The 21,803-nt window shown below is 45.0% G+C and carries 19 protein-coding genes; 12 read left to right on the top strand and 7 right to left on the bottom strand.

All coding sequences use genetic code 11. The annotated features are described in order from the left end of the window. Positions 1-125: 125 nt before the first annotated feature. From Q9R46_RS16970 to pstB, 5 genes are all read left to right on the top strand, one after another. Positions 126-1,526, top strand: a complete 1,401-nt coding sequence (locus Q9R46_RS16970; RefSeq protein ID WP_311280861.1) for a stalk domain-containing protein — start codon at positions 126-128, stop codon at positions 1,524-1,526. A 94-nt stretch (positions 1,527-1,620) separates the two neighbouring features. Then, entirely contained in the window at positions 1,621-2,484 is an 864-nt protein-coding gene (locus tag Q9R46_RS16965) for a phosphate ABC transporter substrate-binding protein (protein WP_123062783.1), read from the top strand. 119 nt (positions 2,485-2,603) lie between these two features. After that, positions 2,604-3,572 carry a phosphate ABC transporter permease subunit PstC gene (pstC, locus tag Q9R46_RS16960; RefSeq protein ID WP_311280860.1) on the top strand — a complete coding sequence of 323 codons (969 nt, stop codon included), beginning with the start codon at positions 2,604-2,606 and terminating at the stop codon, positions 3,570-3,572. Beyond that, positions 3,569-4,477, top strand: a complete 909-nt coding sequence (gene pstA, locus Q9R46_RS16955) for a phosphate ABC transporter permease PstA (RefSeq protein WP_311280859.1) — start codon at positions 3,569-3,571, stop codon at positions 4,475-4,477. Before pstC ends, pstA begins: the two co-directional genes overlap by 4 nt. Positions 4,478-4,558: 81 nt before the next feature. Then, on the top strand, positions 4,559-5,317 hold the full coding sequence (gene pstB, locus Q9R46_RS16950) for a phosphate ABC transporter ATP-binding protein PstB (RefSeq protein ID WP_397386358.1): 759 nt from the start codon (positions 4,559-4,561) through the stop codon (positions 5,315-5,317). A gap of 134 nt (positions 5,318-5,451) precedes the next feature. Here the strand turns inward: pstB and Q9R46_RS16945 are convergent, their stop codons facing one another. Then, on the bottom strand, positions 5,452-10,788 hold the full coding sequence (locus Q9R46_RS16945; RefSeq protein WP_311280858.1) for a beta strand repeat-containing protein: 5,337 nt from the start codon (positions 10,786-10,788) through the stop codon (positions 5,452-5,454). A gap of 202 nt (positions 10,789-10,990) precedes the next feature. Between Q9R46_RS16945 and Q9R46_RS16940 the strand changes: the two genes are divergently transcribed. The 3 genes from Q9R46_RS16940 to Q9R46_RS16930 all read left to right on the top strand — a co-directional run bounded on the left by Q9R46_RS16940 (position 10,991) and on the right by Q9R46_RS16930 (position 13,672). Beyond that, on the top strand, positions 10,991-11,938 hold the full coding sequence (locus tag Q9R46_RS16940; protein ID WP_311280857.1) for a helix-turn-helix transcriptional regulator: 948 nt from the start codon (positions 10,991-10,993) through the stop codon (positions 11,936-11,938). 66 nt (positions 11,939-12,004) lie between these two features. Next, entirely contained in the window at positions 12,005-12,556 is a 552-nt protein-coding gene (locus Q9R46_RS16935) for a DinB family protein (RefSeq protein ID WP_311280856.1), read from the top strand. A 522-nt stretch (positions 12,557-13,078) separates the two neighbouring features. After that, positions 13,079-13,672 carry a YdeI/OmpD-associated family protein gene (locus tag Q9R46_RS16930; RefSeq protein WP_311280855.1) on the top strand — a complete coding sequence of 198 codons (594 nt, stop codon included), beginning with the start codon at positions 13,079-13,081 and terminating at the stop codon, positions 13,670-13,672. Between the two features lie 34 nt (positions 13,673-13,706). Here the strand turns inward: Q9R46_RS16930 and Q9R46_RS16925 are convergent, their stop codons facing one another. The 5 genes from Q9R46_RS16925 to Q9R46_RS16905 form a co-directional block, all read right to left on the bottom strand. After that, positions 13,707-15,032, bottom strand: a complete 1,326-nt coding sequence (locus Q9R46_RS16925) for an APC family permease (RefSeq protein WP_311280854.1) — start codon at positions 15,030-15,032, stop codon at positions 13,707-13,709. 109 nt (positions 15,033-15,141) lie between these two features. Continuing rightward, positions 15,142-16,485: an amidohydrolase family protein gene (locus Q9R46_RS16920; protein WP_311280853.1), complete on the bottom strand. Its 1,344-nt coding sequence runs from the start codon at positions 16,483-16,485 to the stop codon at positions 15,142-15,144. Positions 16,486-16,762: 277 nt separating this feature from the next. Then, positions 16,763-17,374, bottom strand: coding sequence for a TetR/AcrR family transcriptional regulator (locus Q9R46_RS16915; RefSeq protein WP_311280852.1), 612 nt, complete (start codon positions 17,372-17,374; stop codon positions 16,763-16,765). A gap of 174 nt (positions 17,375-17,548) precedes the next feature. After that, positions 17,549-17,890, bottom strand: coding sequence for a hypothetical protein (locus Q9R46_RS16910; RefSeq protein ID WP_123062769.1), 342 nt, complete (start codon positions 17,888-17,890; stop codon positions 17,549-17,551). A gap of 24 nt (positions 17,891-17,914) precedes the next feature. Continuing rightward, positions 17,915-18,553 carry a hypothetical protein gene (locus Q9R46_RS16905; RefSeq protein ID WP_311280851.1) on the bottom strand — a complete coding sequence of 213 codons (639 nt, stop codon included), beginning with the start codon at positions 18,551-18,553 and terminating at the stop codon, positions 17,915-17,917. A gap of 75 nt (positions 18,554-18,628) precedes the next feature. On the opposite strand from Q9R46_RS16905, the gene Q9R46_RS28600 reads away from it, so the two are divergent. Then, positions 18,629-18,736, top strand: a complete 108-nt coding sequence (locus Q9R46_RS28600) for a hypothetical protein (RefSeq protein WP_397386386.1) — start codon at positions 18,629-18,631, stop codon at positions 18,734-18,736. A 117-nt stretch (positions 18,737-18,853) separates the two neighbouring features. Then, positions 18,854-19,603, top strand: coding sequence for a hypothetical protein (locus tag Q9R46_RS16900; protein ID WP_311280850.1), 750 nt, complete (start codon positions 18,854-18,856; stop codon positions 19,601-19,603). Here the strand turns inward: Q9R46_RS16900 and Q9R46_RS16895 are convergent. Next, positions 19,581-19,796 (bottom strand): helix-turn-helix domain-containing protein, encoded by a 216-nt coding sequence (locus Q9R46_RS16895; protein ID WP_311281055.1) that lies wholly within the window; start codon positions 19,794-19,796, stop codon positions 19,581-19,583. The two genes, Q9R46_RS16900 and Q9R46_RS16895, sit on opposite strands and share 23 nt — an antisense overlap. A gap of 109 nt (positions 19,797-19,905) precedes the next feature. Here Q9R46_RS16895 and Q9R46_RS16890 point away from each other — a divergent pair, with 109 nt between their 5' ends. Beyond that, the gene (locus tag Q9R46_RS16890; protein WP_311280849.1) at positions 19,906-20,175 is read left to right on the top strand and encodes a hypothetical protein; all 270 of its coding nucleotides are present in this window, start codon (positions 19,906-19,908) and stop codon (positions 20,173-20,175) included. A 559-nt stretch (positions 20,176-20,734) separates the two neighbouring features. Then, positions 20,735-21,772 carry an ROK family protein gene (locus tag Q9R46_RS16885; protein WP_311280848.1) on the top strand — a complete coding sequence of 346 codons (1,038 nt, stop codon included), beginning with the start codon at positions 20,735-20,737 and terminating at the stop codon, positions 21,770-21,772. Positions 21,773-21,803: the final 31 nt, after the last annotated feature.

Below are 21,803 nucleotides of genomic sequence, written 5' to 3'. Positions count from 1 at the left end.
GATAGTTTGGGGGGATGAGGCGAACAAGCTCTCATATAGACGATACATGCAAGCATACCAAGCAGGGCACAGCAATATCAGGCAAGAATATATGGAGAAAAGAAGGGTGACAAGAGCCAATGTCAATGAAGAAGACGTTAGTAGTGTCCATGGTAGCCACAGTTTTAACAACCTCTGTGGCTCACGCAGTATCGGCTGCTCCTGCAACAAAAACTGTAGCTAGTACGAATGTAGCTCAGGTGAAAAACTCCACGTTTACCATAAACGGTAACAGTGTCATTGTACGTTCGATTGTGAAAAATGGAGAAACGCTTGTAGCCGTTCGTGATGTAATTCAAGCGATCGGTGCACAAGCTGAAATTGCAAACGGAGCGACGGTGATTCAATTGAATGGTCACACGGTCAGCTTGCAGAACAAGTCCAAACAGCTTGTCGTGGACGGGGCTAAGGTGAATCTGAACCAGCCGGTTACGATCATTGGAGGAGTAAGCTACGTTGCACTTCGTCCGCTAGTGGCAGGCGTAGGGGGTACCGTTGGATTGAAGAACGGTCAGCTTGAAGTCAGCACGATTGCTCTGATCGAAGGAACAGAGAACCCGCGTTTTGCCGGAGCAAATGAACTTATTGTCTCCAAGAACGATGATCAGGGTAGAAGTGACTACCTCGTGAATACAGCCACTGGAAAATATGAACTGTTGTTAACGACTGAAGGTGGTTCAGACCTCGTTGTGTCTCCAAGCGGCAATCAAGCAGCCTATACGAATGCAGAAGGAGCCGTATACGTTATCGATTTGAAAACGAAGGCTTCCAAGCTCATTACGAATGATACAAGCATCAAGCCGGAGCTGGTCTGGTCTGCAGATGAGAGTTCGATCTATTTCCTTCAAGGAGATAAAGGATCGGTGATCGCCAACTTGAATCTGGCGGACGGTACTATCAAGAAACTGGTGGAAGATAAAGTCGATTACAAAGAAAACTTGAATGTGTCACTGAGCGGCAAACGATTCGTCTATACCGTAACTACTCTGGGTAAAGTAACCGCAGATTCGACAAATGTAGATGCAGACAATGTGGACATTGATTTCTCGGCGAATCAACAGCAATTATTTTCATATAACAACGGTTCTGAAAAACCATCGGCGGTGAAGCTAACCACTTCCACGGATGATAAAGTATTTATTTATTCTCCAGATGGTCAGAAAGCTTACTACGTAAGTGTACCGTCTGAAGATGGTAATGCTTCACTGATGTCCGTAGATGCATCCCAGAAACCAGTCACCGTGTATAAAGAGCATGATGTAGAACAAGCAGTTCTTTCAGGCGGTACCTTATACGTACTTGCTGCGCAGGATGATAAGAACAGTGTGATCCTGTCCATCGATACGGTAACTGGACAACAATCCAAGTTGTACACCGTGTCCTCTGATGTATCTTCTATCGTTGTGAAGGGTTCACAGATTGCTGTCGTTGAGAACGGGCGAGTGCTGGTGCAGGCAGATGGCAGTTGGAAAGCTGTAACGAAGTAAAAACATACGCTTCGATGCGTATTTGAAATGAAAAAGCGTAATTAAAAAAATGAAATGAATAATAAAACGCAAAATTCGAGAGGAGCTTTTTACAATGAAAAAATGGATTAAACCTTTCACAGCCATGCTGATGGCTGTATCTCTGGTTGGTGGACTTGGTGGTGCAATGACAGCATCGGCTGCCAAAAGCACGGAGAAAGGCAAAATTGTCATCAATGGATCTTCTGCACTCCTTCCATTGACGCTTCAAGCTGCGAGTGAATTCAAGAAAGACAATCCAAAAGTTAAAATCTCGGCATCCGCTGCGGGTTCCGTGACTGGCCCACAATCCGTTCGTAAAGGCATTGCAGATATCGGTGCGGTAGACTGGGATGCATCCAAGGATGTTCCTGGCTTCAAAAAATTCGATGGACAGGTTGCTCATCCGGTAGCAGTAACTGTGTTTACCGCGGTAGTAAATACAAACGTGGGTGTAACGAATCTGACTACGAAACAATTGCAAGATATCTTCTCCGGCAAAGTAACGAATTGGAAAGAAGTTGGCGGTTCAGACGGTAAAATCGTTGTGGTTAACCGTAAGTTCGGATCAGGTACACGTGTTAACTTCCAACAAAAAGCACTAGATGGTAAAGACTTCATGAGCAAAGGGGACAACTACAAAGAAGTAGGTTCGAGCGGTGACATGAAAACGACCATCGAAACAACACCTAACGCGATTGGTTATATCGACCTGCCTTACGTAACAAGCAAAATGAAAGCCGTATCCATTAATGGCGTGGCTCCAACAGAGAAAAACGTGCTGAACAAAACGTACAAAGTATGGGGTATCGGATACTACATGACGAAAGGTCAACCAACGGGTGCAACGAAAGCATTCATCGAATACATCCAAAGCAACAAATTCCAGAACGGTTCCCTGAAAAAGCTGAAATTCATTCCGCTCGCAGCCGTTAAGTAAAACGTTCGGTCTGATCTGAATCAGACTTCAACCTGCACCTGCATTTCATACGAAAGGGATAGCCAGCTTCCGCGCGTGGTCGCCAAGCTGGCTTCTCTATGTGAAAGGAAGAGTCCTCTATGATGGAAATGAATCCACCGGCGAACAGCCCGGCTCCGAATGAGCTTGGCCCAAGCCTTGGGAAAGCGCCCGAGAAGGGAAGACGCTTTGACCGTAAAGCACGCCTTCGGTGGTCTAACCGTATGTTTCGCATCCTTTGCATTAGCAGTGCGACCTTTGTCTGCCTCGTTCTGTTCTGTATTCTGGTGCTTATGCTTCGCACAGGTGTACTCACTTTTGCAGACGTCTCACTGAAGGAATTCTTTTTCTCTACGAACTGGGACCCGGAAAATGAGCACTATGGTGCGCTGACCTTTATTCTGGGTACGTTTGCTCTCACTGGACTTACGATGCTCATGGCGATTCCAATATCGGTAATCATTGCTGTATTTCTGGCGGAAATGACACCAAAATGGCTTCGTCGCCTGTTGCGTCCGGTGCTCGATCTGCTGGTGGGTATCCCGTCCGTCGTATACGGTTATCTTGGTTTGACGGTATTGATCCCATGGCTTAGAGACTTGAGCGGACGTGATCTGGCAGATGGTCTGCTGGCAGCCTCTATTGTGCTCACGATTATGGTACTGCCCACGATTAGCCGAATTAGTGATGATGCGATCTCCGCCGTGCCGAACAAATACCGGGATGCGGCGTATGCACTCGGTACGAATCGGTTTCAAACGATTACCCGGGTTGTGCTTCCTGCGGCAAGAGGAGGCATTATGTATGCAGTCATTCTGGGCATGACACGTGCCATTGGTGAGACGATGGCGGTGGTGATGGTTATTGGTAATACGGCGCAGCTGCCGACCAGTCTGTTTACGCCAACCGCCGTGCTGACCAGTAACATTGTGATGCAAATCTCCAGCGTGGAGTTCGATTCGATCTGGAATCATGGTTTATACATGATGGGCTTTATTTTGCTGGCGATCTCCATCCTGATGATCGTTGCCGTGAGAATGCTACAGAAGAGAGGGGGACGTCACCTGTGAGTGTGAAAAGAGAGGTTAATCCGGCTACTGCGTATTCCTTTGGCAAACGGCGAGCGTCCTCGGCATGGATGGATCGGCTGTTTACGGGGACAGTGTGGGGCGTAGGTATCATCGTTATTTTGTTTATTGTGGGATTGTTGTTCCTGTTGTTGCAAAAAGGGTTGCCGATGCTCAGCTGGGATTTCCTGTACGGTGTACCGAGTGAGATTGAAGAGGGCGGAGGGATTGGCCCGGCACTATTTAACTCTTTTTACGTACTGATTCTGTCTCTTCTCATCTCGATTCCGATCGGTCTTGCGGCAGGCATTTACTTGGCTGAATTTGCACCAAACAACAAACTGATTGAGGTTGTGCGTATATGCGTGGAAGGGCTGTCGTCCGTGCCATCGATTATTTTTGGTTTGTTTGGGATTGCACTGTTTGTAGAGTATTTCGAGATCGGTCTGACGATTCTTGGCGCTGCGGTCAGTCTTGCCTTCCTGAACTTGCCCGTGTTGACCCGGGTGACAGAGGAATCGGTTCGTGCGGTACCAACCGAGCTTCGTAACGGTTCGTTTGCACTGGGTGCGACGCATCTGCAGACGATTCGGCAGGTGGTTCTTCCGGTTGCGCTGAACGGAATCATGACAGGCATCTGTCTGACCGCAGGCCGTGCTTTTGGCGAAAGTGCCGTTATTATTCTCACTGCGGGTGTATCCACGTCCGGCGAGATGTGGGATTTCAATCTGTTATCGCCAGGCGGAACGCTGGCCGTGCATCTGTGGTATATCCAGTCCGAGGCCATTGTGCCGGATGCAGAGCAGATTGCCCAGAAATCTACGGCGGTGCTGATCTTTGTCGTGCTGCTTATCAATATTTTATTCCGTGTGCCGCTGTGGTTTAATTCGCGTAAAAATCAAGTGTAACGTAAAGCCAAAGTCTATGCGGGCAAACCTGTTATGTCTGCTATAAAAATAGTATATTCCAATTCATCGCCAGGAGGGCACATGGTGCAATCGATTATTGAAACGAAGAAGCTGAACTTATTTTACGGTACCTTTCAGGCACTGAAAGAAGTATCTATTGAAATTCCGGAACGCGCCATTACGGCATTTATCGGTCCATCCGGCTGTGGCAAATCTACCTTGTTGCGCACGCTGAACCGTATGAATGACCGGATACCCGGCACACGAATTGAGGGAACCGTAGCTGTTGGTGGAACCGATATTTACAGTGGTGATGTACATGTAGAGACACTCCGCAAGAAGATCGGTATGGTCTTCCAGTCACCGAACCCTTTTCCGAAATCCATCTATGACAACATTGCTTTCGGACCGAGACAGCACGGGATTCATGGCAAAAAAAAGCTCGATGAGATCGTTGAACGCAGTCTGCGTTCCGCCGCTCTCTGGGACGAAGTCAAGGACAACCTGAAGCGCTCAGCGCTTAGTTTGTCAGGTGGACAGCAACAGCGTCTATGCATCGCTCGTGCTCTAGCGGTCGAACCGGATATTTTGCTGATGGATGAAGCGACGGCCTCTCTTGATCCGGTCTCCACATTCAAGATTGAGGAACTGACACATGAGCTGAAGGAAAGTTACACCATCGTGATGGTTACCCACAACATGCAGCAAGCAGCGCGTGTCTCCCAGCAGACCGCGTTTTTTCTGAACGGTGAAGTTGTGGAATACTCGGCTACCAAGAGCATGTTCGCCGAACCTGCCGATCCGCGCACACAGGATTATATCAGCGGTAGATTCGGTTAGATTGAATGTCAGTGAAAAGTAGAGTATAAGTTCTTCATAAAACTATCTCAATGGTAGAGGGCTACTCCTGATGGAGTGGCTCTCTTCGTTTTTTTGGCAGGGAGAGACTAAAGCAGCATTTTTCCTTCAAGACCCTATTCTTCATGTTCTGTAATTTCCACATCCGTTTTATTGGAGGACAGAAATGAAGGCAGGAGGCTACCATCGGGCAGAGCAATATAGAAATGCAGTGAAGCCTGATTTACCAGCCTGTAGTTCTCAGGTATACGATAAATCAACACATTAAATTGAACGTCAACAGTTCCTTTTGGTGGAATGGTTTCCAGTGACAGCCCTTTGGTAATATCCGCATCCGGCTTGAGCTGACCGTTTACCACCACACTTCCCGCAATAAAAACAGACTCTGCTTGAATGATATCCCTTAACGTTACCTCCGTTGCAGATAAAGAACTTTCGTTCTGAATGAGAATTTTGTAACGCAGATGAGTGTTGACCTCGACTTCCGATTTGTTGGCACTTTTGACAATCGTAAGCTGAGGCAATCGGCTGGATATAACCACTGTATTGGATTGCTGTGACCCTGTTGTGGTCTGGCCTTGGGCCTGAAATACAGCTGTAAATTGATTAATGATATTACCGCTCACAGGCTGATTGATCACGATGGCCTGGAACGTCACATAAGCTACCCTCCCAGGTTGAAGGGATGCGATGAAGATGCCTGCTGCCGGATTGGCACCAGCAAGCAGCTGTCCATTCAATCGTACACTTCCTTCAACAAAACGAGTTCCGATTGGAATCGGATCGGTGATCGTAACCTGAACGATTGTGTTTCCTGTATTGGTAACAGCGGCCTGATATGTGATGGCATCGCCCACAACAACCGAAGTTTTGTCCGCCGTTTTTTGAAGCGTAATCTGTGTTGTTGAATGGGAAGTCACCAGTACGTTGACAGGATTGGATTGGATCGTAAAAACCGTCTGTCCCAACATATAGCGAAGGTTTGCCTGATTGGTAATCGGTGAAAGCGTCGTGTTGGTGTTCACGCTGACTTGGAAGGACACGGTAGCAGTGCCCCCGGGTGGAATAATGCCGAGATTGATTCCATTCGCAGGGCTTCCTGACGGTGCTGCTACTCCGTTAACGACAACACTGCCCGTTACCAGGGCTGTCCCCGGGGGAATTGGATCAGTTAATACAACGGAACTTATAAGAGATTGATTGTTATTGCGTATAAGTATGGTATAGGTAATGACATCACCAGGTAAGGCATCCGGCCTGTTCGTTGTTTTGTTAATGGATACATTAGGGCTGTTTACATAAAGGATGACGGGATTCGATTGTGAGTTGTCAGTGAGTGTTCTTCCATCTGCAGTAAGGAAAGTAAAGCTTACGGTCGCTTGATTTATAATCTCCAGACTTGGAGGTATGGAGGTAAGGCTCACCGAAAAGGCGGCTTCAATCTGCTGCCCCGGAGCAATCGTTCCCAAAGGAATGCCAGTAACCGGGTTTGCTGAAGGCAAACGGCTGCCATTGGATTCGGCACTGCCCTCTACAAAGGCCGTATTGGAAGACAGTGTATCGAACAAGGTCACCTGAGCAGGAATCTGCCCTGAATTACTGACGGTAAACAGATACTGAACCGTATCTCCAAACTGTACATTCTGAGAGCTTGCCGCTTTGACAATCGTGATGACCGGGATATCTACAGGTGTTGTCACTGCATTGGACACCACGGTATCTGTGAAATTTCCTGTGGTAATTTGAACTTGGGCCTGGTTGGTTACAAGGACAGGCACAGGCTCATTAAGAACAAGTTCATTAACGATAACTTGAAAAGTGACGGCTGCTGAGTCATTTTGAATGATTGAGCTGATCGCTATGCCTGCAGCGGGATCGGCATCGGGAATAACCGTGCCATCTACGGTAACACTTCCTGGAACAAATGTGGTACCGGCTGGAATCGGGTCCGTAAGCACAACATCGGTAATTGGCGTTGCTACATTATTTTGGATCAACATCGTATAGGTAACGGTTTCCCCAATCTGAACACGCTCAGTAGGCGTTGATTTCACAACAGATATAATATCATCAGCCGTAACCGGGATGGAGACGATATTGGATAATATACTGTCACTGAGAATGCGACCGTCCGGCAGGAGGGCAACATAGTCAGCTCTGGTTTGATTGTTGAGTACAGGAGGATCAGGAAGTGAAGTGACTGCAGCCTGGAATGTTACATTTACAGGAAATTCACGAGAAATCGTGCCTAGAATAATGCCTGTCAAGGGACTGGTTCCGCTCCAACGATTACCGTTAATGAACACACTGTTTTGCACAAATGTCTCTCCCGGCGGAAGCGGGTCGAACAATATGACATCTGCATTCAGATTCCCCGTATTGGTGATAAGTAAAGAGTAAGTAATCGTGTCTCCCACAATCGCAATGGATTCGGAAGCGGATTTATCGATAGTAATTATTGGACTATACACGGGGATGGTTACGATATTGGACAAGTTCTCTACAGCGGTTGTTCCGACAATAAAATGGATGCTCGCTTGGTCTGTCAAGTTAAAAGGATTGGGCAGAGGCACGGGCAGATCGGTAACACTGACCTGGAAGGTCACAACAACCTGACTATTGCCGGGAATGCTCCCGATATTAATGCCAGTGGAAGGGTCTGCTCCCGGAATGACTGTCCCGTTCAAGGTTACACTATCTGGCACAAGCACGGAGCCGGCTGAGATCGAGTCGGCAAATATAACGTCATTGACCGTGAAGCTTTCAATATTATCGATAATGATGGTGTAAGTGATCACATCTCCGTCCACAGCATCAATGACATCTGCGCTTTTGGTTACAATCGGGTCCGGGGCAGATATCGGAAGGATGATCTCATTGGAGGGGGAGCTTCCCGGAATGACCCGGCCATCCGGTGGACTAAATGTATAATCCGTTACTGCCTGATTGGTTAACTGCTGATTGGCAGGCAGTGTATTTACGATGATCTGAAACGTAACGAACAGGGATTCCTCCGGAGCCAGCGTTCCTAACGGAATGCCAACATTAGGGTCAGCCGCAGGCAATGGAATGCCATTGGATATCACGGTCCCCGGCACAAACGCGGCATCAGGCGGTATTACATCCGTCAGTGTTGAGTCTGTTGCAATGTTGCCGGAATTTGTGACATTGAATTGGTACGTCACCGTCTGACCCACAGTTGAAAAGGTCGGATCAGAGGTTTTGGTTGTTGTAATGATCGGCTGATATACAGGGATCACCAAAGGATCAGAGAAGGATGCCTGCTGGAATGGTCCACTCGTAAAAGTAACCTGTGCCTGATCAGCCAGCTCGGGGGGCTCGGGTAAGGTAATAACGTCAGTGCTGAATGTGACGGTGACAGATACACCAGGATCAATGGTCCCAAGACTAACTCCTGCGGCCGGATCTGTTGTCGGCTGAACGATTCCATCAATGGTTACACTGCCGGGAATAAATACCGATCCGGCTGGAATGGCATCCGCAAATACAACGTTGTCAATCGGAACAGTGTCTGAATTAGTGATAACAACGGTGTATGTCAGGGTATCTCCGACCACAGCATCAATGACATTGGCTGTTTTGGTAACACTGACCAGTGGAGTGGATACCGTCACCGTTACGATATTGGATACGGATGTGTCTGTGATCACCCGCCCATCAGGCAGTTGGGAAGTATAGTTGACCGTACCCTGATTCGTTAGGTCGAATCCCCGAAACAGCCCAGCCACCAGTACCTGAAATGTGATGGTGACTGTACCACCAATAGCTACATTTCCAATGTCAATCCCAGAAACGGGATCAGCCGCAGGCTGCACGGTCCCGTTAACTGTAACACTGCCCGGTACAAAGCTGGAGCCTTCCGGAATCGGGTCTATTACTGTGCTGAATGCATCAATATTTCCAACATTTGTTACGACTAGTGTATATGTCACTGTACTGCCAACGAGTGCATTGGCTGTATCTGCGCTTTTCACAATCGTGATGTCCGGTTGAAAGACAGGAATCGTTACTGCGTTAGATGGAGCCTCATTGGAGATGATTGGGCCATCCAGAACGGTAGGTGCTGTATAACCTACTTTCGCCTGGTCAAACAGACGAGGCGGCGTAGGCAATGAGGTTACCTGTACCTGAAATGTAACAACAACCGAGGTGCCTGCCGGAAGTGGGCCGACAAAAATTCCGGTTATAGGCTCCGTTCCTGGCTGCGAGACACCGTTAATTGTCACACTGTCAGGGATAAACGTGCTTCCCCCTGGAACATTGTCGAACACAACTACGTCCGTAGCATTCGAAGCGGAGGTGTTCTCTACAAGAACTGAATACGTAATAATGTCTCCAACAATGGCGTCCTCTTCACTTGCTGTTTTCGTAGCGGTGATCACAGGTGTATTAATATCGATTTGCAGCGCAAAGGAATCAACCAAATAACCGTCACCCGATGTGGTCAGACGCAATAAAGCTGAAGTCTGAGTATTTCTTAATGTGCTGCTCACATCTACGTTTGTAATATCCCAGCCTTGACGTCCACCAACGATATCTGTACCCGGTGTACCGTTAATCTGATTCCGATTGCCAAAGGTGCCCGTGGTGTCGAGTGCCCCGGTGTCTCCGTTGATCTGGGAAGCGAAGAAATTGGTTGCAAAATTGTTAGGACCGGATAACGCCGTGAAATTTGACACCGTAGGACCAAACAGGGCTTGATCTCCTGTTATTCTTGCATCTCCCTCTTGTGCTCCGAGTAAGGCTCTGCCTGCCAAGGGACCAGAAAAGGGGGTCGCAAAGCCCTCGATCGGTGTAGTAACAGGACCTGATGTGGCGAGAATAACCTCGGCTCCTACTCGAATCGATAGATTACGCAGGGGAAGAGAGATATTACGATAAATAACGCCAAGAGTCCAACCCGCATGATTGGAATTAGGGTCCGGTATAGACAGTGTCCCTACAACACCACTTGTGACATATGTACCCGCACCTCCGGCCCGAATCAAATCGGTAACGTCGGATGATCTTACGTAAGCGAAGGTTCGTGGAAATCCAGATGCCGTTGATAGTAAAACTTCTCTAGCTGTGGCTGGATCGGGAGAGACGGTGGTTACACCGACAGGCGTTGTTAGAATGACATCTTTGTTAATAAACGCCGAATTGTCCTCCTGATTATCAATATACGTTCCGCCCCAGATTAACTCGGCATAGAGAACAGTGCTGCCTGCAGGCAGATTCAGAATGGCAGCGGAGCTATTGTTTTGAAAAAGATTAGTTGTTCCAGGGGGATAAGAGCCAAATTGTATGCTGGTATCCGTGATAATATAAGCACCAATACTGTCTACTGTACCCGGAACACCAACGGTATTGGATCGACTTAGCCCCAGCGTATTTCCTGTAAAAGTTATCGCCCCGGTATCATTAATGACGTACCTTTCAATAAAAGCCATTTTTTTCACACCCTTCATCATAAATTCCACTCTAATCAATATATTGGGGCGGAAAAAATTTATGAGGAAGTACGGGCTGATTTAAGCAGAAACCCAATCGTTTTAAGTACAGTGTGACTTATAATGCATACACCAAACTAAAGAACGGGTCTTATGATAAAATGGGTTAACGATGGATGTTGAAACAGTGGGGGCCTGAAACATGAACAAAACGGAGCGGCAGCTCGCAATCACGCTTGAATTACAACGAACGAAGCTGATCAGGGCAGAGGATCTGGCTTCTCAATTCGAGACGAGTGTACGCACGATATATCGGGATATCCAGGCATTAAGCGAGGCTGGTGTTCCCATTGCAGGAGCCCCAGGTCACGGATATTCACTGATGGAAGGATATTTTCTTCCTCCAGTCAGTTTTACAGCAGAGGAAGCGGTGTCCCTGCTCATGGGCGCCCAATTTATCGAGCAGAGATGGGATGCTGCCTATGGTATTCAAGCCAAGTCTGCACATCGCAAAATTGAAGCCATTTTACCTGAAAATGTGCGTAAAGCGTCAGCGCGTTTTCAAGAAACGATGCGGGTGCTTTATCCTGCCGATCCGGACACTACAACCTACGTCAAAACGTATCTTCACGACATACGTCATGCAATTCTGGAACAGCGTAAAATCAGCTTTACCTATATGAAAAATTTGCCCGAAACGGATGGTAAACGCTCAACGCAGCGTGTCGTCTCTCCATATGGACTCAGCCTTGTGCGGGAGCATTGGATGCTGGTCGCAAAATGTGATCTACGGCAGGACCTTCGTCATTTCCGTTTGTCCCGCATGTCCGAGCTCTCTTTGCTGGAGGATACATTTCTGCTGGCCCCGGATTTCGATCTGAACCGTTATCAGCCACGGGATGATCGGGACGAACATGTACTCATTCTTGCAAAAGTCCAAGTGGCTGACAAGATCAGAGAGTTACTTCATTTTTATATAGAGGACGTCCGGGAGCAGGAAGAGGGTGTTCATTTTAATTTTCGTGTCCGCCATCCCGAAGAAATACTGCATCATTTATTAGGACTGGGTGGAGATATCGAGGTAATCAAGCCGGAGTTTCTACGGAATCGTATGCGAGAAATCGCAAGCAACATCCTGAAACACTACTGACATATTCTTGTCAGGAGCCCCTCTATATACTGGAGCTATTCAGAATGAAGAGGAGTTGTTTGAACGATGAGAACGATAAGACATACGAGTGAAGTGCTGAAATCTTTTGAGACGTCCGTAGAGAAATATGTGGCAGCACTGAATACATTGGATATGGAGGATTTGCTTCAAAAGGAAAATGAAGAAGAGTGGTCTATTGGACAGATGTATATGCATCTGATACAATCCGCGCTGTTCATGCATTTGCGTAACAGTGAGCATTGCCTCGCTAATAACGAGAACACGGTACATGCTGATGCGGAAAAAACAGAGCTTGGCAGAACGTTGTTCGAGGCGGGGCAATTTCCTCCAATCCGTGTTAAAGTACCAGCTTCTCTGCAATATACACCGCAGCCACCTGAAAGCAAGCAGCAATTGGTGGAGGGACTGCAACAGGTGGTGCAGCAGATGAGGCGTGTAGCGTCAGTTCTTGACGAAGTGTCCGTGTCTACAAGCAGGAAAGTATCTCACCCAAGGTTTGGCGCGCTTAACGCTGAGGAGTGGTTTGGGTTGACCGACATGCACTACAAACATCATTTTTTACAGCTGGATCGGTTGAAGGGCAATCTGGGAAATTGATTAACTTACCTTGTACCTACTCATGTATAGAATGAGACATATAGCGCATTACACGTAGAAGTCTTATAAAAAGACATGGAGAGTTAAATTAAATGTGTGGAATCGATCATAGGCAGGGATATGCGAATACAGTACAAATACAAAGGCAAATGCTGATGCTAATGACTAGGGGAACGACAGGTATAGTATTAAAACAAAATTCAATAACAAACTACCGCAATATAGAGCCTATAGACTATTTATAGGTTCTTTTTTTGTATAAAATAATAGACGGCTGCGCTTGTTATACTCTATTTCTCTGGATGGACTCACTGGGTTATCCATTTAGGTTTAAATTGAAGGCAAGAAGCCAATACATGTTGGATAAGTGCTTCTGAAGTAGTGCTATGTAATCTCTTGAAAAACCGCACAAACAAACCGATAAATAAAGGTAAAATAGGATAAAAGATAGTCCGTACAAAATGAGTTGAATTAGATTGGATTGAATAAAACATAACTTAATTGGTTGAGAGGAAGATTCCTGTGACTACGCAAAATACCAATCCCAAAGTAGATGCATATCTAAGCAAAATCAAAACGTGGAAGGAAGAAACGGTAAAGCTGAGAGAGATCATCCTGAACTGTGATCTGACCGAAGATTACAAATGGATGCACCCGTGCTACACGGTAAATGGGAAAAACGTCGTACTGATTCATGGCTTCAAGGAGTATTGTGCGATCATGTTTCTCAAAGGCTCTCTGCTCAAAGACCCCCATGGTATTCTGATTCAGCAAACGAATAATGTGCAGGGAGGTCGCCAGATTCGTTTCACTAACCTGGAGCAGATTATCGAACAGGAAGAAATCCTGAAAGCTTACATTCGTGAAGCGATCGAAGTGGAACAAGCCGGATTGAAAGTGGAAAAAAAGGAAGTAGAACAATTCGCGGTTCCCGAGGAACTGCAACAACAATTCGATGCCAATCCTGCATTTCAGGAAGCATTTGAAGCACTAACCCCTGGCCGCCAGCGGGCGTATCTGTATCACTTTTCACAGCCAAAACAATCCAAGACCAAGACATCCCGCATTGAAAAATGTATGCAGCCTATTATGGAGGGAAAAGGGTTGAATGATTGATTAATTAATACTCCCAACGCTAACTCTAATCTGTTTAGACCGCTTCATCCACCTTGGCGACACTCACGCTGGCTGATTTCACTCGCTTGATGGTGTAGTAGATTAATCCTGCTGTCAGCCATCCTGCACCCAGCATCAATGAGGAAAGGTCGAGTAACATGATGAGATAAAGTACAAATCCTGCGCCGACTAACGGACAAAGCAAACGTATGAACAAATCCCGCAAAGCGCGCTGCTTTTCATGAATAATATAGTGGAAAATGACCGACAGATTAACGAACAGAAAAGCAGTTAATGCGCCAAAATTAACGAATTTGATCGCCGTCTCCAGACTAATGAATATGGCGGATAATGAAATGACGCTCATGAGTGTAATGTTGAACGCCGGCGTGCGGTATTTCGGGTGAATAGATGCAAATACACGTGGTAACAAAGACGTTCTTCCCATTACAAACATCAAGCGGGTCACGGTTGTCATAGAGGACATGCCTTGGGCAAGTACGGAGAAAATGATCACAAACGTGAAGATGGAGGAAAGTACGGGACCACCAATCACTTGCATCAGTTCAAAGCCGGCAGCATCCACATTGCTTGATTTAATGGACGGGTACATCTGCTGAATCAGATAAGCCGTGATGAAGTACATCACACCTGCCATCAGCACAATAATCAGAATGGCGCGGGGAATGGTTTTCTTGGGAAGTTTGGTTTCCTCAGTCATTGTGGTAATGGAATCAAAACCGAGGAAAGAAAAGCAGACCAGTGAAGCCCCGGCGAGAATAGTCGAAAACGGTACGCCTTCCTTCACGGCTAACGGGTTCCAGCCGGCAGTTAATCCATTTTGAAGCGCTTTATATACAAGCAGGGCGCAGAAGCCGGCAATGAAAACAATCTGCATTAGTACAAATACTTTGCTGACGTTAGCCGAAGTTTTGATCCCCACAATATTAATGATCATTACGACAAGGGTACACAACACAATCCAGACAAAAGAGGGAATTGAGGTGAACTGGGCATGAAGATTAATGCCAAACATGAGTACCGCGATGATACAGGAGAAGAGATAATCGAGCAGTACCGCCCATCCAACGAGGAAGCCGATGAAGGGGTTCATGGACTTTGTTACATAGGTGTAAGCCGAGCCTGACACAGGGAATGCCTTGGACATCTGGGCATAACTAAGCGCGGTGAATAGAATGGCGATAAATGCAAGTATATATGCAGCAAGCAACATACCCTTTGCCCCTTCATGAAGAACGCCAAAGCTGGTGAAGAAAATCATGGGGGACATCCAGGATAAACCCATGGTCACGACATGAGACAACGATAATTCTCTTTTTAAAGTAAGTTTATCTGACATATAATCTTCTCCTGAGTTTAAAATGAGGAAATTTTTTCTAAATTATTATCGTGACATCTCATATTTAACCAAGGTTTCTCAGAAAGTACAAGTTTTTTCGTAAATAGCGTCAATAATCCAATGAAAAATGATGCGAGATGGCATTAAGAACATCATCTACCTGTTGGATGCGATTAACGGATGAGTTCTGAATCAGATTACCTTTAACCATGACCATCGACATGCTGGATAAGGCTTCAATCTGCTCTAGCGGATTGTGATCCAGAACAATCAAGTCGGCCTGTTTGCCGATATCCAACGTACCTGTCACGTCGTCGATCCCGAGAATTTTAGCATTGTTGCGAGTGACCATGTCGATGACATCTTTATTAGTCAGATTCGTTTGTCGCATATAATGATCCAACTCTCTCCACATATCGTAGTGGGTCACGTAGGACATGGCCGCATCGTTTCCGATTCCAATAGTGATGCCGTTGTCGATGGCCTGTTTCACCCCTTTGAGCATGGAATCGTAGACCAGTCTGGCGTTTTCTTTGACCGTCGCACTTAACTTGGTCACACTTGGATCAAGCGAAGCAGATGGATAAGCGGCTTGCAGCGTAGGGATTAATGCGGTGTAACCATGAAGGGCTTTCGGGTTATTTTTATACAAACGAATAATCTCGTCATCCATCTCAGCCCCATGCTCAATCGTATCCACGCCCCCTTGAAGTGCAACGCGCACACCTTCCGTGCTCTCCACATGAGCGGCAACCTTCATTCCAATCTTATGCGCTTCATCGCAGACCGCCGCGACCTCGTCCACCGTCATCTGCAGTCGTCCAGCTTCCCCAACCATCTTGGCATCCGTTACGCCGCCCGTCACACAGATTTTGATCCAGTCCACACCGTTCTTCACATTAATCCGTGTATTTTTGCGCATCTCCCAAGGCGAGTCACCCACCAGCGCCAAGTAAGGAGCACCATGTCCACCCGTCACACTCAGGAAAAATCCTGACACCAGCAGATTCGGACCGACCCACTCCCCACGGTTAATCTCATCCCGCAGCTGCACATCGGTATAAAAGAATTCCCCGACACTGCGCATGGTTGTTACACCCGCGTGGAGTGCGGTTAGGGCATTACGTTTCATGCGTTTTTTCAAAATATTTCGACCGAATCGGGTATTCAAAATCCGATGATAAGCAAAATCCAGCAATCCTTCACTGACGGAGAGGGTGAGCGGTTTGCCATCGGCAAACAGATGCACATGTGCATTAATCAGCCCAGGCATCACATATTTTCCGGTAAGGTCGATTGTTGTGTAGTGACTAGGGATATTCAGCTCCTGATCTGGGGCGATATTCTCGATAAGTCCTTGTTCGTTGATGAGAATCGTCATGTTGGGCTGCGGATTACGGCTGGCGTCGCCATGGATCAGATGCACGTTTTTCAAAGCGTAAGCGGTGTTCATAATATGTTCCTCCTTGGGTGTAGGTGGTGTTGCATGATGTTACATGCTGAATCAGTTGAGTGATGCGGTTCTGTACTATTTGGTTTCTCTATGAAAGTATTCTTGTGGTCTAAAAGTGAATTTATAATTCATTTTTGGGTTAAAAAAATAGATCGACTTGCCTATGCTTATTTTTTGCGTGCAAACCATGTGAGTGGAGCTGATCTGCACGCTGTGCGACGCGTAGTGATCTATGGTAAAAGTGGAATTTTGCTTTGTAGTGATCCAGCAGTATTCCTTATTCGTTCAAGCTTTTCATGCCGTAAAGTCGGTATATATACAACGCTTCAAAGATCTGCTTGCGGCTGTCCTCGCTCATGTCTCGTTTCAATAAATCCAGATTCATGTCAATGACGTTATGTGCCAGAATGTTCAGCAGAATCAAGTTCTCCTCGGTGCCGATCTCATAGTGTTTGTATTGATTTTTGAGATAGGCCTTCTTCGTTTCAATCATAAGCTCAACCAGCTCGTTCTTGGCGTTGGTGTAGATGGTGTCTTTGTTCTTTTCAAAAATAATGATGATCTGATTCCGATACTTCCGCAGCACATCTACCTGCTCTTGCATTAGGACAGATCGCCGCTCGCTATTCGTTTTCTCAAACGCGCTCTGGTTATCAAAGTGAATCGTCTCCACTAGTACCTTTTTCAAATAATCCACCAAATCCGGCGGAACAACGGCGTAGAAAAGCTCCTTCTTGTTCTTGAAATAGGTATAGATATTGCCGACCGATATATTGATTTCATTCGCAATATCGTTCATCTTGGCATCCGCATACCCCTTCTCAAAAAATACCTTGAGCGCCGCGTATTCAATCTCTTTCCTGACTTCGTCTTTCTTGGCCTGCACCATCGGGAACGACTCCTTAATAGTGAATGGATGATTCGTTATTAGGATAGACCTTTTTGGAGGGGGTGTCAAATAAGAGGGGATGGAAGATCATAGAAGAATGAGCCCCATGAGAGGCACTTTATACTAAAAAAATCAAGAGTGTAAGAGGGGAATGATGTTTAGATACTATCAAGATTACATGCGCCAAGGGACATGTGGAATTTTATAACGAAAAAATGTATTTGAATCCTTTTTTACATAAATCCATGGTGGGTTTGGTGGTGTACCTTTGGCTTTATAAAGAGCTTCGCCTTCATCACTTGAAGTATATTCGTCTAGATCAGAAAGGCTAGAATGAATTGTACCTTGATAAGATAGTCTTTTGCCTTCTATTTCAATATTTGGAGCACCAGAGATGATCCTATTTGCCATATTTATTAATCCAACTTTTCCCGAAGTCCAAAGGATAATCTCACTGAGTAGTAATAAGCCAACTAATGTACAAATACCTATTAATATTTGTTTTTTTTTCAGCATTCTTGATCTCCTTTGAGTTATTGATTAGGGATTTACAACCCAGGTAACTATATTAGTGTTCCAGGTACCGTACTTGACGTAAAAATCAGAAGCAATATCGCTTGCCCAATTATTTTTTACAACAAGATATTTAGAATTGGATTGAAAGGTTCCTCTTACAAATTCTTTGTACCCCACAACGGTAACGGTATGATTACCAAAATAATTTTGACTCCAATAACTTTGAAGTGTAGAATGCCCGCCCTTATACTTGATTCTCATTTTCCATACGTCATAATCAGGAAGAAGACCGTTTTGTACTTCAGCATTGGGTCTTCCGTTTTTTCTGAAATAGGATTGCAGGCCATCATCGATATTATAAAAATCAGTTAAACCCTCACCCGAACTCGTTTGTGTAGTCCCCATTTTTTTTCTTAGAGACATGACAATATCTCTCTGGTTGTTTGTGGGATTCAGAGAAGGATAACTTTTTGCGTACCACATTACGATGTTTGAAGCCGCAGTTGGGGAGCACCCAGTGTACTGTCCTGATGCATATGTCCATTGTTTTTGATTGGTAACTCCGGAAACATAAAATTTATCTATACTGTTGTACCCAGTTTCCCAAGTGCTAGGATCAATATTGGTCACACCATCACTGGGATTACTTTGTCCTGGACTCATAATAGTAATATTTTTGATTTTCTCCCATTTTTCTCTGTTAGATTGATTTGTTTCAACAGGTAATCACTTAATTATATCCCTCCCATTCATTCCAAGATTTTATTGGTTGATGATCGTTATCTCTTCCTTGGATCACATAACTGGCTTTCTAAGCTTGGCAAGCATAAACGGGATGAAAATTAGTTGTCTGGTGACAGAAGATCGAATGATTAAGTATTTGAAGGAAAGGTATATACAGGTGAAGTTGAATTTAAATTAGTTTTTATATCCTCTAAAAATGTAACAAAGGAGTCGTACAAAATGTTTAATCTAACAGGGAAAAATTTATCGGATTTACTCAGTATAATACCTGCTCTTACCATCATCCTCTATATTATAAAATGGTTCATCAAATCTGAAAGTCGAAGTCTGATAGATGAATTATTAGATTTAAGGATAGCAAACCTATGGGATCGTTTTCAAAGTGCAATATTTCTTTCTACTATTATGATGGCTGCTATTTTATCAACTATTTTTATGTTTGATAAACCGTTCATTTCGAATATTATTTTTCAATGGATTTGGGTATCTTTTTTTGTTTTTTGTTTACTTTTAATATTAGTATTTTGGATTCGCACATTCTGGAAAGCTATGAATAAAAAATTTTTAACCGGGATCATAGTAACTTTTTATCTTAGTCTGTTATTAGTTCCTTATGTTGTGATTGATTCAATCAAAGTTATGATACTTTCTTATATTAATCAGTACTTTGTAATAACCGTAGGAATGATATTTTCTCTAATATTTTATAATTTTATAGTTTTGAAAATATGTCTATCTATTCTTCATTATTTTATGAAACCTGATAGAAAACAATATAAACTTGAAAAGATTAGTAGTGACAGTATTACCCAAGAGTTAGAGAAGCTTTATTTTCTATTCATGTACGATAATGAACGACACATACTAGCTAAAGTAAACAATGTGAAGAAAATCGAGAATGAATTTTTCGTTTATCATCCAAAAGAAAATGTTATGATAAGATATTTTATATATCCTGAATCTCAATAATCTCCCTAATATCATCAATATCCAATGCTTCTGCAATCCGCTCAATATGAGCAAAGTTGATATTCTCCCGTTTCCCGGACTGCAACTCACTCAAAGCTGCGTGGCGAATATCAGCCAACCGTGCTAGTTCTCGTAACGAAATATTATGTTTCTCTGTGAGTTTGTGAATATTGATAACAACCTTTTTCGCCATCATAAATCACTCCTGAAATTTCCATATGGTCTTGACGTTACGCATGAGCGTACCATATACTTTTTGCATATCTGGTACTCTTATGCGTACCAATTTTAGGAGTGGTGACATGACAAGTACCCACAGCGAAGAATTCGCCTCGCAGTACGCACAACTCGTAAAACAAGAAGACGATTACGTCGATCAACTGGTCACGTGTAACAAACTCATCCTGGATGCCATGGACATTATCGCGAAGCGGGCAGGGGTGTTGCATATGGACACGGTGAAACAGGCGGCGTATCACCTTCACGCGATGGAACAGGATCTGAACCGCAAGTTATTTGAAGTCAGGCTGGAGAAAAGCATCTTGGCCCATCACATGAGCCAGTCTACATAACCGTATGAACGAACGAAAAGGACAGTACAGGATCATTCTAGGGATGATCTTGTACTGTCCTTTTAATTTTTATAAGCGATCCCAAGTCATTCCCCCATATAAGTATTTCAATGGACGTTGGCATGGAGGCTTCCATCGCAAACCTGAGTATTAACTAATCATTTTTCTTTATAGTATTCATTTTATTTTCCAAGTTAGAAACTCTTTTTGAGAGCCCCGACACCTTACGAAACACATAGTAGATTCCGAATAAAACCAAGATAAGACATATAGTTAAAATGATAAATTCCGGCCAATAGAACCAACTCATATAAATCCACCTCCTTGACACTTAAGCGTAATTTTATCATTTCGTAACAATTATGTGAAATATAATGAAACGTACATGCTATTTCTTCTTTCTTTGTTAGCTCAATCTTGTTCCAAATAAGCATTGACTTTCCACACCAATCCCCCTAAACTTCAATTATTAAAATACTTTTAAAAACTCCTCTCCAATACTTTCTTGAATACGCGATCACCCTTTAACATACAAACGAAAGGAGGCACACAACCAACGATGTTACCCACATCCCACAATACCCAACAGGTCAAACGGATTAACGTTGAAATTGTGAAAAACACACTCCGGTCGATGGGCGTAGGTACGAAGGCTTCCATCGCAAACCTGACCAAACTCAGCGTGGCGACATGCGGAACGATACTAAATGAACTGCTACAGACAGGAGAGATCATTGATCTCGGTCCGGATGAGTCGAGCGGGGGGAGACCAGCGAGTCGATATCAGTTTAATGCGGACTACGCGAGTGTTCTGTGTCTGATTATCCGTACGGAAGGTGGCATTCATTCGATCACACATACATATGCCAACCTGAACGGAGAGATGGCGGACGAACAGACCCTGATTTTAGAAGAGATTAATGTCACAGTGGTGGAGGAACTTATTGCTGAGCTGATCGAGCAGCATCACAATGTGCAGGCTATCGGAATCGGGATACCAGGGGTTGCGCACAATGGTGTGATCGGTATCTGTGATGTACCGGAGCTGATGCATCAGCCGCTGGGGTTAAGACTCAAAGAGCAATATGAAGACATCGAAGTGGTCATTGGCAACGATATGAATCTGACGGTGTACGGACTGTACAATGAACAGCAGTTTGAGGAAGAGAAGAACTTTGCGGTGGTGACGTTCCCTGAAAACCATTTTCCGGGGGCTGGTTTTATTATCGATGGTCGGCCACTCACCGGGAATACGCAATTTGGGGGTGAGGTATCCTTTCTACCCTTTGGCGTGTCACGGGAAGAGCAGCTACGCATGTTGAAAACAACAGATGGATTGCAGGAACTCGTCGTACAGACGCTGGTCTCCATCATTGCCATCATTAACCCGGCAGCCATTGTGGTGACGGGCGACACGATGGACCCGGCGATGCGAGATGACCTGATCCAAAGCTGCCGAGATCACCACATTCCACAGGAGCATATGCCAGAGCTGATGATTCGCCGCGACACCCGGCGTGAGTATGTTACCGGCCTGGTAGCCGTAACGTTGGAAAGCCTGACCTACCGTATTCAGGTAGTTGAGAAGCAGTGGTAGGAACCACTTATTATGAAGTGAAGTTAAGCAA

This window comes from Paenibacillus sp. RRE4 (assembly GCF_031844205.1).
Classification (GTDB): domain Bacteria; phylum Bacillota; class Bacilli; order Paenibacillales; family Paenibacillaceae; genus Paenibacillus; species Paenibacillus xylanexedens_B.
Note: the sequence above shows the minus strand (reverse complement) of the source record. Positions and strands in the feature narration are given on the sequence as shown.